The following is a 15,491-nucleotide window of genomic DNA, read 5'->3' on the forward strand; positions in this document are numbered from 1 at the left end:
GATCGTTGCAGAACGTTTTCGAAGCAACCGATGCAAAGCGGATTCTACGCATAATAGAAGAGTATTTTTAATACTGCAACGGCGCAACGCAGACAGCTATTCAACAATCTTTGAGCAATCAAGCTGATTTAGTTCTTGTATGGCGCATTTAGCGTGCCTCTGACGTCACCATCCTTCGAGAAGATTAGAATAACATTATGGTAACGGGCGTTAAGGGGCATATAAATATAGTCATTTTTTTGACTACCGAACTCGTCCAGAAAAACCTCCAGTTCCTTCTTCATGTCGGCATTATGCGAAATAATTTCATCAATACTTAATTGCGCGGCCGATATCTCATTCCAATTTTCCTTTAAAGGACGATAAAGTTGAAATTGTTCAAACGGTGCCAGCTGTTTTTCAGTCGACAATGTCAATACCTCATGTATCTTTTCAATCTCAAGAGGGCGATAAGCATGAATTAATGCGGGCTTCTCGGCACTGAATTGCGTCAACTGATCGAGAGATATCTGCTGCGCTTGATAATTTTTTGACGGCATGCTGAAAAATTCGCCATCCCAGTGAACAATGGCAACAGGTCGTTCGTTATAAACGGTATAAACACCCCAGACCAGAACGCTTGTCTGCACAAGCGCGATGATTCCCAAATCAAAGCGGATTTCGCGCCCGGATTTCTTTGGATTAAAAATGATCAGGGTCATCAGCGGCCCCAGAACCAGATCAATCAAAGCAACTATCCGGATACCCTGCCAGCCGCCGTCTGCAGTAAAATAGGGAAGCGGATACCACTCAAAAATAATAAAATAGGCAAGAAGCAGAAAAATTACACCGCTGACAGCCAAATGAATCCCCGCCGCTTTAAATTTGGACTTGATTGAAGAAGTTCGTTTTTCCATAGCTATTGTCGCTTCCATTATTACCTCATAGCCTCCTGTATTATAGAATGTACAAATCAGAATTATTAATTCATTCCTGTCGTTTGAAAAACCCCTACTATAACGACAACGGATATTTGCGCTTTAACAACTTGCTGTACTTGGACATCCTTTTCTTTCCATTTTTCAGGAATGAGGACGTAATGAAACACGACAACTCGGTTTTAAAATGACAAAAGAATACTGGCTGGACAGATGGAAACGTGACGAAACTGGTTTTCACCAGCACGTGTTCAATCCATATTTAGTTCAATATTGGGAAATGCTGCAACTACCGCTTGGCAGTCAGGTATTTGTTCCACTTTGTGGCAAAACACGCGACATGATATGGTTGCGCAATGAGGGGTATTCCGTTCTGGGCATTGAATTAAGCACGCTGGCGATCAAAGCTTTTTTTGAGGAAAATAAACTGTCTGCAAATCATGATTCAGGAGAGAAATTTGATTATTACGCAGCCGATGCTATCCAGATTCTCCACGGTGATTTTTTTAACCTGGGCAAGTGTGACTTAAAAAAAATCAGTGCTGTGTATGACCGGGCATCACTGGTTGCGCTTCCACCGGAGACACGCAGGCACTATGTAAATCATATGCTGCATATTCTATCGCCCGCAACAAAAATTCTACTCATCAGCTTTGATTATCCCCAGTCAGAAATGCAAGGCCCGCCCTTTGCGGTATCCCGCGATGAAGTTATCGCACTTTATCAAAATTATGCCAAAATACGCCTGTTAGCAGAAATTGACATACTTGATGAAAATCCCCGTTTTCAACAACGTGGACTTAGCCGACTGCAAGAAAGCATTTTTTTATTGACTCTGCATCGTCCAAATCAATAATGCTCTTATGTTTTCCCACTTTAAATCTTGTTGTTTTTCTGCCAAATTTCGTCACAATGCCACAATTGTGCTGCACCACGTACGCCCGAACTGTCGCCATGCACATTTTTCAATACAGGCGTAATAAATTCATCATTAAAGACATAATGCGCCACACATTCACGTCCTTCGGAATAAAGTCTGTCTACATTTGACAAGCCGCCACCCAGCACAATGACATCCGGATCGAGTATATTCACCACCATCGCCAGCGCCCTGCCAAACCGGCAAAAAAAACGTTGCATGACGGCCTCTGCCAAAACATCACCTTGCGTTGCCAGTGCCACTACTTCGCTGGCCACCAATATATCGTCGCCACCGTGAAGATGAAAATCGGCCGCCAACCCGGGGCCGGAGATCAGTGTTTCGACACATCCTTTTTGACCACAATAACAATCAGGCCCGTCTAATTCCAGAATATTATGACCCCATTCACCACTGATATGCTGACATCCCTGATGCAATTGTCCATTGAACACCACACCACCACCCACGCCGGTGCCCATAATTACGCCAAACACTACACCGTATCCTTTTCCAGCACCATCCAGCGATTCACTTAAAGCAAAACAATTGGCATCGTTAGCAATACGCAGCGGCCGATCCAGCAAGGCCTGCAAATCTTGCTGCAATGGCTGTCCGTTCAGACAGGCGGTATTGGAATTCTTCATGGTACCTGTTATCGTCGAAACAGCGCCAGGCGTGCCGATTCCGATAGAACATTCCGCGCCAGCCTCAGCCTCAAGATCTCTGACCAATTGCGCAATTGTATTCATAATGGCGCGATAGCCTGCAGACTGTTGTGTTGCCACGCGCTTTCTCAGCAGCACTTTACCATCGCTATCCAGCACTACGCCTTCCGTTTTGGTCCCACCCAGATCAATACCAATGCGCATCTTTCTGTACTCAGCATTTGTGTTTAAAAAATCCTTCCAACAACGATCCATTCATCAGGCTAACCATTAATCATCAGTTTCCACATTCCCCAAACTTTCGTATTTTCGTTAACCACCTTACCCGTCGGCCTTCGCTCATATTTTCTATGGAACCAATCAGGGTAGATTTGATTGGCCCGATACCGGAGAGTGCAAGAATATTGCGCTCTAAATTCTTGAGGCCATGCGCAAAGTAGATCCACTGATAAATGAATGCAGGCATGCCCATACAAACAATAATTCGCGCCGATCTGCCTGTAAGTCGTTTTTTTGGCATCTGACCGGAATCACTATATTCGAAGGCAAAGCCGGGTCGCAAGGTTTGTTCAAAAAATGCTTTCAGCAAAGCTGGCATGGTGCCAAGCCATAGCGGATAAATAATGACCAGATGGTTTGCCCAACTGATTGCATCCTGCGCTTGCCTGATCGTATTGATTGGCGTTGCATTTTCAAAATCTTCCTTTGTTCGCAGCAACGGAAAGTCTATTCCCGCCACATCAATACTGCATACCTCGTGCCGTTCATTTTTCGCACCCTTCATATATTCCTCAGCCAGTACATGACAAAAATGACGCGCATGCCCATCGGGGTGCCCTTGAATAACAGTTATTCTTTTTGCCATAGCACTCTCTCCACCTTGTTTATTCAAATTTTCAACCGACATCATTATAATCCCGCTCAGCTAACAGCATATCAGGTTGTTGATGGGCCGTTCTGGAATAGTACAGCCATGGTTCATGCTAACAGGCCATTGAAAATTTTTTCAAGGTAGCCAATGCAAGTCAAAATAGGATAAAAAGCGACTTTTATGCATAATAAATCCGCATCTTGAGGATGTTTTAACATTGCAGCGATAACGCAGATAGCTTTTAACAGCCGGTTAAAACTTGCTTATAATCAGCAGCCCCGCTCTCATGCCATCTTGTTATGCTCAAAGCCTTATCATCAGAAAGTTAAACGAAGCAAAAGCGACTGATTGTCACTTAAAATAATGTGCATATGCAGCAGAATAGATGGTATAAAGAATCAGAAGCTTAATAATCAACTCAATCATCTGCGTTTTCTCATTGACACAAGAACCTTTTGCAAAACCAGCGTCGCCAGGAAGCAGGCCTCTATATGTCAGACTGTCAAGCGCATCTGATATGAATTTTTACAAAAAATACGCATACATAAATCATGTCATCTTTATTACAAACAGATAAAAATTGCTGGCGCATCGAAAACGCCGATCGTGTTAGCTTTCTGATCGACGGCGCTGATTATTTTGCGGCATTGCGCGAAGCGATGAAAAATGCGCAGCATGCGATATATATTCTGGGCTGGGACATTAACAGTCAGTTGGAGATGGTGCGTAATAACGAAAATGACGGCTACCCAAACCAACTGGGCGCATTTCTGAACGCACTCGCACAGCAGAAACAACATCTCAATGTTTATATTCTGAACTGGGATTTCGCCATGCTTTATGCGCCGAGCCGTGAGTGGCTCCCAATCTATCAGTTTGACTGGAAAACGCATTCCCGTGTGCAATTTTGTCTGGACGATCACCTGCCCAGCGGCGCGTCACATCATCAGAAAATGGTTATCATCGACGACGCTCTTGCGTTTATTGGCGGACTGGATCTCACAATGGGACGCTGGGACACTTCGGATCATCTTCACGACAATCCCAGACGGGATCGAATTGACGATAAAATTGCGAGACCGTTTCACGATGTGCAAGTGATACTGGAAGGTGACGTTGCACTCGCACTGGCAGAACTGGCTCGTGAACGCTGGCAAGTGGCTACGACCAAGACACTGCAGCCGGTTGACCGCAAGCAGCCATCAGAGCTGTGGCCCTCGGAAGTGAGTGCCGACATGAAAAATGTTGCAGTAGGATTGGCACGTACTCGCTGTGCATACGAACAGTTAACCGAAGTACGCGAAATACAGCAATTCTATCTGGACGCCATTCAATCTGCAAAACACTATATTTATATCGAAAACCAGTATTTTACTGTCCCCTCTATTGCCGAGGCGCTTCAAAACAGCCTTAAAAAGGAGCAAGGACCGGAAATTGTAATTGTGCAACCAAAGGCAACCGACGGCTGGATGTCACAGCTCACAATGGACGTATTGCGCACCAGGTTGATCAAACAGTTACAACAAAATGACCGGTATAAACGCCTGAAAGCGTTCTACCCCGATGGCCCAGGTCTCAGTGAAAATCCCATCAATGTCCATGCCAAGATCATGATCGTGGATGATACATTAGTGACTGTCGGTTCGGCGAATTTAAACAATCGATCAATGGGACTGGATATCGAATGCAATATCGCGATCGACGCAACATCCGATGACGCTCTGCAACAAAGTATAGCCGGCTTTTACCATCGTCTGCTGGCCGAACACCTTGCCAGCACGCCTGAAGATGTCCAGAAAACGCTGCGTGAAACTAACTCCCTGATCGCGGGCATAGAAAAACTCACCCAGACTGATGACCGGCACTTGAGCATTTTACCGCTTGACCTAGAACCGGAGATTGACCGCATGGTTCCCGACGCAGATATTACCGACCCTAAAGAACCGCTGGAACCGGAATTTTTTATGAGCCGCATTCTGCCCGAAAAATCGATGAAATCCATTAAATCCAGGATTATCAGCTGGCTGGTCATGATTGCTGGAATTGCAGCGCTGGTGGTTATATGGAAGTGGACACCGTTACAAGACTGGGCACATATACAATCCGCATCTTCTGCACTGGCAGAGTTTCACAAAACACCTGCACTACCGGTATGGATTGTAATGGGATTCATGCTGGCAGGATTTGTAAGGTTTCCCATTTCCCTGCTGGTTATACCGGCGGTATTTTTCTTGGGATTGCTCCAAGGTTTTATCGTTTCAATAGTGGGCGGCGTGTTAAGTGCGTTCACCGTTTATGTGATTGGAAAGAAACTCGACCGCAACACTATTCGCAAACTGGCCGGCTCCCAGCTCAATCTTATCAGCAACAAATTTGCACAACGGGGTATCATCAGTATTGTGGCAATGCGCATTGTACCGGCGGCGCCGTTTACACTGATCAACCTGGTCGCAGGCGCCTCGCATTTTCATTTCCGTGATTATATTGTCGGCACAATACTGGGTATGGCACCGGGTTTATTTGCGGTTTCAGTCATCACCAGTCTTGCACTTGCGGCAATTGATAGTCCGGCAACAGAAAATCTGATTTGGCTGGCGTTTGCTGTCACCGTTGCCATGGGTGCTGCGTATATACTGATGAGCTGGATAGCCGGCAAAGCCGGATATCGCAACAAAACCTCAAAAAAAAATGAAATCCGTACTATCGAAGAGGACTGAAATTACTTCACTGACACTCGCCACCTACAATATTCATCGCTGCTTCGGCACCGACGGTAAATTTAAACCAGCACGCATCATTGAAGTCATAAAACAACTGGATGCAGATGTAATTGCCTTACAGGAAGTGGAGACCTCGCGTGACGCAGGATTGGATTTGCTTGAACAAATAAGCCGCCAGACCGGTTTGCAGGCTATCGCGGGCATGACCATGCTCAGCGAAACCGCCCAGTATGGCAACGCACTGCTGACAAGGCTTGATATCGAAGAAATACAACGCGAGGATATCAGCATTCAGGGACGGGAACCACGCGGCGCCATTTGTATTAAAGCAAAGCTGGCCAATAAGGCCATTCGGGTTATCGCCACACATCTAGGATTACTGCCAAGCGAGCGCCGCACGCAAGTGAAACAGTTGCTGAAAATTCTGGAGCAAAACACTACCGACATTTCGGTACTCATGGGTGATCTGAATGAATGGTATTTATGGGGTCGTCCGCTGCGATGGCTGCACCAGCATTTTGATAAAAATATCGCAATCCCCACTTTCCCATCACGGTTTCCTGTTCTGGCTCTGGACCGCATATGGGTGGAACCGAAATCCTGTCTGCACACAGTCACGCCTTACAATACCCGGATCACAAAAAAAGCTTCCGACCACCTGCCCCTGAAGGCAGAATTAATTATCTGATTTTGAAAAAGTTTCAACCCGGATAATCTCTACCAGGGACTGCTACTTGTGAATAATTATCGGATGCACCGTGCATGATGCGACAAAACAGCAATTACAGAAAAACACACCGAAAGAAAAACCCCGGCCTGACATGAAATCAAAGCCGGGGTAGAGCCGTAGGAAGGAAGATAGAGGAGGGACTAATTCGCGTTAAAATTGATTACATTATCGCTCCGAAAAAACAGTCACTTTGAATGTGCAGCTGGCAGCAGAACCAGTACAATTGTAAAATCTAATGCCCACACCGGTATAATTCATGCTACCCGTTTTATCATATAAAGCTGGACTGCAATTATTCTCCGCAACAAAGTAAGTAAGGCTATTATCTGCCCTAAGACGAATAAAAACAATGTGACATATTGCCGCACCCGGTGTCTGATGGAATCTGTACAACTGCTTTTTTGATAAATCAAACAATAATATTCAATAACCGTTTTTAGTATAAAAATTACCTATGCCTCAAAAATTTGACTATATCTGCCTTGGCGCAGGCAGCGGTGGAATAGCATCAGCAAACAGAGCAGCGATGCATGGCGCAAAAGTCCTACTGATTGAGGCCAGACACATTGGCGGCACTTGCGTGAATGTCGGCTGCGTACCTAAAAAAGTCATGTGGTATGGCGCTCATATTTCTGAAGCGATTCATCTATTCGCCAAAGATTACGGTATGGATGTAACCCTTAATAAATTTGACTGGAATCGTTTGGTAAGCAACCGCGAAGCCTATATAGAACGTATTCAGAGTGCCTATGCAAACAGTTTTACGGGTAACAAAGTGACTTTTATCAACGGCTTTGGCCGTTTCGTAAATGACAACACCATCGAAGTGAATGACGAACAGTACAGCGCAGATCATATTCTGATTGCGACCGGTGGCGCACCGATCATTCCTGACATCCCCGGCGCATCACACGGCATTGATTCCGACGGTTTTTTTGCGCTGCGACAGCAACCGGAAAGAGTAGCCGTGGTGGGAGCCGGTTATATCGCGGTTGAGTTGGCTGGTGTGCTGCACGCTTTGGGCAGTGAAACACATCTGTTTGTTCGCAAGCATGCGCCACTTCGTAATTTTGATCCCATGTTATATGAAACACTGGTAGAAAGTATGGCCGCAACAGGCCCGATATTGCACTCTCACAGCATCCCGAAAACGGTAGAAAAAGAGCGCGATGGCAGCCTGACGCTGTATCTGGAAAACGGTGAGCAGTATACCGTTGATACCCTGATATGGGCTATCGGGCGGGCGCCGTCGACAAGCAATATCGGTCTTGAAAATACCGATGTGAAATTGGATGACAAAGGCTATATCATTGTCGACGAACAACAAAATACCCGTGCGCAAGGAATCTACTGCGTGGGCGATTGCATGGCTGGCGGCGTGGAATTGACCCCAGTTGCCATAAAAACCGGGCGTCTGCTGTCTGAACGTCTGTTCAATGGCCAGTCGAATGCTAAAATGGATTTCAACCTGATTCCAACAGTCGTTTTCAGCCACCCGACCATCGGCACGATGGGTCTAACCGAAGCCGAAGCCTGCACCCAATATGGTAATGACAATATCAAGGTATACACTTCAAGTTTTACCGCCATGTATACCGCAATTACCGGTCACCGCCAGCCTTATAAAATGAAACTGGTGTGTGCAGGCAGGGAAGAAAAAGTGGTCGGTATCCACGGTATCGGGCACGCCATGGACGAGATTCTCCAGGGCTTTTCGGTTGCCATCAAAATGGGCGCAACCAAGGCGGATTTTGATGCAGTCGTAGCAATTCATCCTACCAGCGCTGAAGAATTCGTGACCATGCGCTGACGTTTTATTTCGAGTAGCAAAAGAGATGTTAAAGAGCAATAAAAATGTCCAATGTACGCTCGGTGACAATGGCGATTTTTGGCAGGGATAACAGTGTCGCTGTTGATGCATGTCAAGCGGAAGTACTAGAAATTCAGCATCATGCCATTACTATTAAATTTTACAGGAGTAATGCATGAGCAATACACCTATGAAACAAACTGTTGCAGTAATCGGTGCCGGCAGTTCCGGGCTTGCCGCAACCCGCCATTTTCTTTCCCATGGCTTTAAAGTACATGTGTTTGAACGGGAAGACGATCTGGGCGGCAACTGGAATTACGGGAAGCCTTGTTCCCGTGTTTACCGGTCTACGCATACGATTTCTTCAAAACCAGGGACGGAGTATCCGGACTTTCCAATGCCGCAGGATTTTCCTGATTATCCGCACCATTCCCAGATTTTGGCTTATCTGCAGGCTTATGCAGAACAGTTTAATCTACTGGAACATATTCACTTTACCACCGGTGTTGCCCGTGTCGAACCGGTTACAGAGGGTGATGCACGCACCCGGTGGGGCGTGACGCTTGAAAATGGCCGCACAGCGTCATTCGATTGGCTGGTCATTGCCAACGGACACAACTGGTGTCCCGAATATCCCGAATATCCCGGAGAATTTTCAGGACATATTCTGCATTCTGCCGAATATCGCACGCCGGATATTTTCACTGATCGCCGCGCGCTCATTGTCGGCGGCGGCAACAGCGGTTGTGATATTGCGGTGGAGGCTGCACAATTTTCCAATCAGGCATGGCACAGTACCCGCAGGGCTTACTGGTATATGCCCAAGTATATTCTGGGCCGTCCTGCCGATCAGGTTGGAGATCAGTTGCTGGCGTTCGGTCTGCCGCTTTGGTTTCGCCGGCTCGCAGCGACTGTCATACACCGGCTGCTGGTTGGTCGGCCTGAGCAAACGGGCCTGCCGCATCCTGATCATCGATTTTTTGAAACCCATCCCGTAATCAATTCGCTGCTGCCCTATTATGTCGGCCAGGGAGACATCACACCCAAGCCCGATATCGTCCGATTTGAAGGAAACACAGTGCATTTTGTGGATCAGTCTTCAATTGAGGTGGATATCATTGTTTTTGCCACAGGATATTTGATCCGTTTTCCGTTTATTGACACGCGTCATTTGAACTGGCAGGAAGGGCGACCGCAACTGTACCTCAATGTGTTTCATCCAGATTATGACTCCCTGTTTGTCGCGGGACTGATCCAGCCGGACAGCGGCCAGTTTGGGTTAGTACACTGGCAGATGCTGGCAGCGGCGCAGTTCGCAGCAGCCGTACGCGATGGCCATCATTCAGCCGAAGCCCTTCGTCAGCAAAAATCAGATCCCCACCATGACCTTGGCAGCGGTATCCGTTACAAAGCATCCACCCGTCATTACCTCGAAGTGGAACACTGGCACTATCGCCGGTTGCTGAAGAACTGGGTCAGGCGATTCTCGCAATAGCACGACAAATCAACGAAGCATCATATAAATGGCGCTTGCTGCGCTTGACAAGGCTCAAATCACTTATCCGAACATTCCTGTGCAAACCTGCCGTCTAATGGTTTCACTTAGATAAGAATAATAATTTTCCCAATATACTTCAGATATTGACTCATTTACACTTGTCCACAAGTCAATATTCAAGGTATCACAATCATGAAAACAGAAACAAAAACTTATTTCACGATCTTATCAGTCGTTCTTTTCATGATTATCGCTGCACCGATGACCGCATTCGCAACGCAACAGGATGAAAAAGAAAATTTAACGTTGCACAGCAACCAGGAAAATGTCGATCATCATGCTTTGGCATATCACCATGAAGATCTGGCCAAAGGCATGCAGGCAAAAATACAAGAACAGATTGAAGCGTTCAATAATAAGCCGCGCAGCAGTTTTCTGGGTAGAAATGGGCAACATATCAAGAAACATGTTGTTTATAAAATACGGGAATATGAGAAAACTGCCCAGGCGCATATGAAAAAAGCAGCGTATCACAGTCATATGGCTGCAGAACAGTTATATCACGACTCAATCGCCAAATCGAAAAACACTGGCAACGAGATTGACTTGTAGATAAGCACGGAAAATACGTCTGTAACATGAAAGGTTCATTGGCAAAAGCAGCAAAAATAGTTATATTCACAAACCCACTTCGGTGGGTTTTTAATTTTGTAAAGACGCATTTAACTTAACCCGCTGATGTCAATGTATTTATTGATAGCACTGTCAGACAATTTATCAGTAACGCTGACATCAAGCACAACAAATAATATTTTTAATGCTAAATGGCTTCGGAGATATCAAATGGATAATGCATGGTCGCAATTCGTTTGCTCAAAAGTCGAACGTGAATCAGTTCTGATTAAGCAACGAATTATTTGGCTTTTTTTGTCACAGGCAGTATTTTTTACAGTTTTTTTTATTCTTCTTGACAGTGAACCTGCGTCTCAACCGGATTTGGAACTTAACACTATCCAAAAGAGCGCTTTTCTTCTTCCGGTAATTGGCATCATGATTAGCATGTCAGTGCTAATCAGTAATTTAGGCGCATACGTGAATCTGTATCAGGTATCGAGTTTATTATGTACAAGTCTGTTATGTATATGTCTTAATAGCAACAAAGACCGGTCGCCAGTGTTTAAAGGGAAATTTTCTTCTGTTCTCGGCCTTATTGCCTCAACAGGCGTCACATTAGCAATCCTGATCTTGTGGACTGCCATATTGTTCTTTATGACCTGTGATTATCAGTTTCCAAGCTTCCATCTCAGGAATCTTCATATTTGATTATGAAAAACTGTGTAAACATCCCGGTCAGTGCGCAAACATGCATGACATCATCTCTGGATTGCATGTTTGCGCCCGTTATAAGCCTTCAAGTGTTCACTTTCTTCTTATATCAGCGATAGATGTCTGCACCTAAACCTTCCGACCCATCACCCAAAAAACCTTTTGTTTTCAGCTGGCGCCGTTTATTCATACACCTCGCTCTGTTTAGTGTCTGCGCTTTTCTGGGATTGATGTCATGGCATCTCTCCAAACCCCAAAGTATACGGTTACATGAAACAAAGCCAGGCGAATATCTAAACATCAAGGTTACACCGGATATTTATATTTCGCTGGACAGTAGCAGTTCATTTGCCATAACAGACAACGAACCGCTGCGCATAGAACTGTTCAGAGGCAATACCTACTTCGATATCAAGAAGAATCCGGCCGATCACCTCACAATAAAAGTGGGCGATACACTGATCGAGGATATCGGTACGCGTTTCAGCGTTCGCATGCAAAAGAACGGCAATCACATTCTTTCAGTGGCACAAGGACAGGTCAAGGTGCATGTTGTCTCGGGCGTTTACCTGATCAGCGCACTTGAACAGGCTGATTTTGACGGTTACAAGGTCAGTAAACACAGAATGATCAGCGAGCGTGAAGTCGCGCCCTGGCATTCTGATCGGATAACACCTTAGCAAGGCCGTTGAAGAACTGTCTGCATTACCGCAACGACGAAGAGACATGCTCAAATGAATGTACTCATCCCGGCATTTGCGCCAACATTTTTTCGTGGCATCGCCGCCAAAACGGCGCATTGGCAAATTCGATTCTCCAACTGATAATACTGTTGACGCGTCTGCAGATAATGCCTGAGCTCAGAACTGAACACCTGTTAATACTGATGTCTCGCACCCGCTTTGCCTTGCAAAGATATCGCAGAACGCATCTGAAACCAGCAATCCATGCCGCAAAGATTTAAAAATAGCCCGTGATGAGAGCGGGAACAAAACAAGTGGCAGCATCGACTGCTGCGTACCAGCTTCATCCATAAAACCGGTCCAATTGCTGATTATGCGCCGGGTTTGTATGAATCAGTTTTTTTGCATATGGACGGTGCAGCTCAAGGTTTGGCACCGGCCACTACCTGAATCGCCGTCGAAGTGCGCACATGATACCAGTATGAGCCAACAGGATGCCCTGAGGCACCTTCACTTCATAACAGAAATTATTGAAAAATGTCGAGATGGAATCAAGATAGGCATTCTGATTTTCCTGCTCGAATTACGCCTGATTTCATCGGGTGTTTCTTTCTTTGGACAGCCTGTTTTTTCAGCATCAGATTAATGGCATCGCCCTGGCTGGCACGCAGTGTCGGCCCCACCAACTGACCGTTACAAGTGCGCAGTTTTAACGGTCAGCCGCCGAGTGCCGTGGTATTTGAATCCATACCCTGTACTACAGTCAAAGGAATATCAATTTTTCCGTTGTCTACGCGTATATCGAGCGGATTCTGAAACGGTTATTTGCCGTACTTGTCGATATTAAGCGGCAAGCAGGCGCAATGCGGTTGAATATTCTCAGTCATTATGGCTGTGCTGCTGAGTATGCATGTTAAATTGATCAATAAATGATACGCGCCCTTCATCCACTGTTTTTGCATCGCTTCTTTTTTACCTGAAATAGGTGTGAACGTATTGAATTTTGCTCTTTTATCAAATACGACACTTGTGTTCACAAGCATGCTTAATCACGTCAAACCGCAAAAACTGATCAAGATTGTACAATTTTGAAACAACTCTATCATCAAGTGCTTATAATATTCATTTCGTTGAAAAATATTGATCAGGCAGGTTGTTGAAATTATCATCAACGCAACATTTTCAGACAGATAATATGGACGAAAAACGGTATTTCCAGAGTTATGATGGCGCCACACTAATGTACCGGCGCTGGCTGCCAACTCAACAGGAACAGAGTATACCCATCGTGCTGTTACATGGCGCCGCCAGTAATTCAACCCGCTGGTGGCATTTTGTCGAACATTCGCGATTGATACAGGACAGAATATTATTGCGTCCCGATTTGCGTGGGAACGGTGAGTCCATGTGGCGCAGTGCAGCAGGTATTGATCATTGGGTTCAGGATATCGCGGAAATGTTACGACACTCACAACAGGCACGCGCCATCATTCTGGGGCATTGTCTGGGTGCCAATATTGCAGTGCACTTTGCTGCGCGCTATCCCAATATGTGCGCCGGGTTGATACTTGTAGAACCCATGGATGCAACAGCGATTACTGGCTTTCTGGCACGAATAAAACCTTTTGCGCCGCTGTTTCGGTTTATCGTAAAAACATTGAATCTGCTCAACCGGCTCGGCATTTATCGCCGTCACCTGAATACGGTTGATCTAAAATGCCTTGATTTACCGGTGCATCAAGCCGCGACCGGAAATAAAGAACAGGCACTGTCGAATCACGGATCCCTCTGGCGCGACCTGGGTGTGACACCAGCAGCACAATATATCAACAACTTCATAGCGACTTTACGACCGCTGCCAATCGCAGCGATAACACGCCCAAGCCTGATCATACAATCCAGTGGAAACAGCATGACGGATGCCACCAAAACAAAAGATTTGTTCGGCACATCTCCTCTGATGGAATTCTTTGAACTGGAATCAGAGCACTGGATTCCGACAACACACCCCGAGCGCCTATGTGAAAAGGTTGACGATTGGATTTTCAGGAATCAAAAATATTTTTACACCGCTTGAGAAGTATATTTATCACTGGCAGCAACGGATGATCATTAATCCACCAAATCTGAATTTATTGAGGTTTTTATGAAAAATCGACTCATTATTGTGACAATACTCACGGCATCCCTGGCTGCATGTGCAGCGATTAATTCAAAAGATAAGCCGTTACGTTATGAAGAAACGGTGTCTGGCGGCCATACTGCGTTAGCATACTGCGTTGCCGACAAACTGAATGCCGACGTCCGGTGGATTATGCAGTTATATCATTATATTTTCCGGATTTATCCTGACATCGAAACGTCCCAGATATACGCCTATGACACACGGTTTCTGCCATACATTTATTCGAGCAACTCTCCCCAGAACCCAGACGCAATAAGAGAATATGTTAACAAGAGTCCGGAAATTCTGCTTGATGTCAAAAATATGATTCCAGCTGAATATGTCTACGGGTTTGTATTAACAATTAAAAACACCAGCAGCACCATAAGCGTTGCATCCATGAAGGGAGATAAATATGTGAGCCGGATCGCATGGGACTATCTGCAGAAATGTGCATCCACAGAGAATTAATAAACAGTTAAAGTGCATATGCTCTGCAATCGTCAATTCCTGTTAACGTGAATTAAACGCACCCATTTTTTCAAATTTATTAATCAGACTATTGAATTTTTTCTTTGCGGTTGAAAGCTATTTCTGTTTCGCGACCTGCTGTATTTGAACAACTGCGTTAACCGATTTCGACATTGTATTTGAGAATGGTGATGTAACGGTTAATCAATGACTATTGCTAATGGGATTGTATCTGAACGACATTCAACAAAATAATATTTACCAATATCATCAATTGACTCCCGGCTGTCAACAAGTAAAAATTCAATGCAGTTGTCATCTTTAAAATGATATTGATAACTATCAGGGTACTTCATCGATGACGGCACTAATTCATGAAACAAACCATCTTTAATCCACCATAGGCCCAGTTCGGAAAAGCGATTGACGGTGCCATCCACCTCCACCAAACGAAACTCTATCCGATAGGTACCATCTTCTTTTCTTGTTTGCATCCATTTTTTAGTTGTACCGTCTTTTTCCAAATACTCGCCTTCCCAGACACCAACCAGCTTGTTATCTATGTGTGTCTGTTTTGCATCTTTTGGAACAGCCTCACAACCCAGTAAGGCGATCAATAAAAGTATTATCAGATTCAGCTTCATTTTTTTATCCTGTATTTCATTTTCCTGTCTGCAAATTGTTTCAGCAAAACTTATAATGTTTCATCCAACT

Annotated in this window: 16 protein-coding genes; 11 read left to right on the forward strand and 5 right to left on the reverse strand. The window is 45.2% G+C overall.

Features of this window, described 5'->3' with window-relative positions:
* Positions 1–128 precede the first annotated feature (128 nt).
* The gene (locus C8R11_RS06960) at positions 129–914 is read right to left on the reverse strand and encodes a hypothetical protein (RefSeq protein ID WP_107795083.1); all 786 of its coding nucleotides are present in this window, start codon (positions 912–914) and stop codon (positions 129–131) included.
* A 190-nt stretch (positions 915–1,104) separates the two neighbouring features.
* On the opposite strand from C8R11_RS06960, the gene C8R11_RS06965 reads away from it, so the two are divergent.
* Positions 1,105–1,773 (forward strand): thiopurine S-methyltransferase, encoded by a 669-nt coding sequence (locus C8R11_RS06965; protein WP_107795084.1) that lies wholly within the window; start codon positions 1,105–1,107, stop codon positions 1,771–1,773.
* 20 nt (positions 1,774–1,793) lie between these two features.
* On the opposite strand, the gene C8R11_RS06970 is transcribed toward C8R11_RS06965, so the two are convergent.
* Positions 1,794–2,708, reverse strand: coding sequence for an ROK family protein (locus C8R11_RS06970; RefSeq protein ID WP_107795085.1), 915 nt, complete (start codon positions 2,706–2,708; stop codon positions 1,794–1,796).
* A 73-nt stretch (positions 2,709–2,781) separates the two neighbouring features.
* Entirely contained in the window at positions 2,782–3,369 is a 588-nt protein-coding gene (locus C8R11_RS06975; protein ID WP_107795174.1) for an NAD(P)H-dependent oxidoreductase, read from the reverse strand.
* Positions 3,370–3,926: 557 nt separating this feature from the next.
* Between C8R11_RS06975 and C8R11_RS06980 the strand changes: the two genes are divergently transcribed.
* The 7 genes from C8R11_RS06980 (at position 3,927) to C8R11_RS07010 (ending at position 12,139) form a co-directional block, all read left to right on the forward strand.
* Positions 3,927–6,092, forward strand: a complete 2,166-nt coding sequence (locus C8R11_RS06980; RefSeq protein ID WP_107795086.1) for a VTT domain-containing protein — start codon at positions 3,927–3,929, stop codon at positions 6,090–6,092.
* Positions 6,064–6,783 (forward strand): endonuclease/exonuclease/phosphatase family protein, encoded by a 720-nt coding sequence (locus C8R11_RS06985; RefSeq protein WP_107795087.1) that lies wholly within the window; start codon positions 6,064–6,066, stop codon positions 6,781–6,783. Before C8R11_RS06980 ends, C8R11_RS06985 begins: the two co-directional genes overlap by 29 nt.
* 496 nt (positions 6,784–7,279) lie before the next feature.
* Complete coding sequence (gorA, locus tag C8R11_RS06990; RefSeq protein ID WP_107795088.1) at positions 7,280–8,635, forward strand: glutathione-disulfide reductase; 1,356 nt, start codon at positions 7,280–7,282, stop codon at positions 8,633–8,635.
* 44 nt (positions 8,636–8,679) lie between these two features.
* Positions 8,680–8,814: a hypothetical protein gene (locus tag C8R11_RS16940; protein ID WP_280523878.1), complete on the forward strand. Its 135-nt coding sequence runs from the start codon at positions 8,680–8,682 to the stop codon at positions 8,812–8,814.
* Positions 8,811–10,130 carry a flavin-containing monooxygenase gene (locus tag C8R11_RS06995; RefSeq protein WP_107795089.1) on the forward strand — a complete coding sequence of 440 codons (1,320 nt, stop codon included), beginning with the start codon at positions 8,811–8,813 and terminating at the stop codon, positions 10,128–10,130. Before C8R11_RS16940 ends, C8R11_RS06995 begins: the two co-directional genes overlap by 4 nt.
* A 195-nt stretch (positions 10,131–10,325) precedes the next feature.
* Entirely contained in the window at positions 10,326–10,745 is a 420-nt protein-coding gene (locus C8R11_RS07000; protein WP_107795090.1) for a hypothetical protein, read from the forward strand.
* 833 nt (positions 10,746–11,578) lie between these two features.
* A complete protein-coding gene (locus C8R11_RS07010; RefSeq protein ID WP_107795092.1) occupies positions 11,579–12,139 on the forward strand; it encodes a FecR family protein in 561 nt (186 codons plus the stop codon).
* Positions 12,140–12,319: 180 nt separating this feature from the next.
* Here C8R11_RS07010 and C8R11_RS16415 read toward each other — a convergent pair whose 3' ends face one another.
* Complete coding sequence (locus C8R11_RS16415; protein ID WP_219908554.1) at positions 12,320–12,493, reverse strand: hypothetical protein; 174 nt, start codon at positions 12,491–12,493, stop codon at positions 12,320–12,322.
* A 130-nt stretch (positions 12,494–12,623) separates the two neighbouring features.
* Here C8R11_RS16415 and C8R11_RS16135 point away from each other — a divergent pair, with 130 nt between their 5' ends.
* The 3 genes from C8R11_RS16135 to C8R11_RS07030 all read left to right on the forward strand — a co-directional run bounded on the left by C8R11_RS16135 (position 12,624) and on the right by C8R11_RS07030 (position 14,777).
* Positions 12,624–12,788: a hypothetical protein gene (locus tag C8R11_RS16135; RefSeq protein WP_181258193.1), complete on the forward strand. Its 165-nt coding sequence runs from the start codon at positions 12,624–12,626 to the stop codon at positions 12,786–12,788.
* A 510-nt stretch (positions 12,789–13,298) separates the two neighbouring features.
* Positions 13,299–14,219, forward strand: a complete 921-nt coding sequence (locus tag C8R11_RS07025) for an alpha/beta fold hydrolase (RefSeq protein ID WP_146159089.1) — start codon at positions 13,299–13,301, stop codon at positions 14,217–14,219.
* A 69-nt stretch (positions 14,220–14,288) separates the two neighbouring features.
* Positions 14,289–14,777, forward strand: coding sequence for a hypothetical protein (locus C8R11_RS07030; protein WP_107795096.1), 489 nt, complete (start codon positions 14,289–14,291; stop codon positions 14,775–14,777).
* 200 nt (positions 14,778–14,977) lie between these two features.
* Here the strand turns inward: C8R11_RS07030 and C8R11_RS07035 are convergent, their stop codons facing one another.
* Positions 14,978–15,421 carry a hypothetical protein gene (locus C8R11_RS07035; protein WP_107795097.1) on the reverse strand — a complete coding sequence of 148 codons (444 nt, stop codon included), beginning with the start codon at positions 15,419–15,421 and terminating at the stop codon, positions 14,978–14,980.
* Between the last annotated feature and the right edge of the window lie 70 nt (positions 15,422–15,491).

It is taken from the genome of Nitrosomonas aestuarii (genome assembly GCF_003046585.1).
Lineage (GTDB): Bacteria > Pseudomonadota > Gammaproteobacteria > Burkholderiales > Nitrosomonadaceae > Nitrosomonas > Nitrosomonas aestuarii.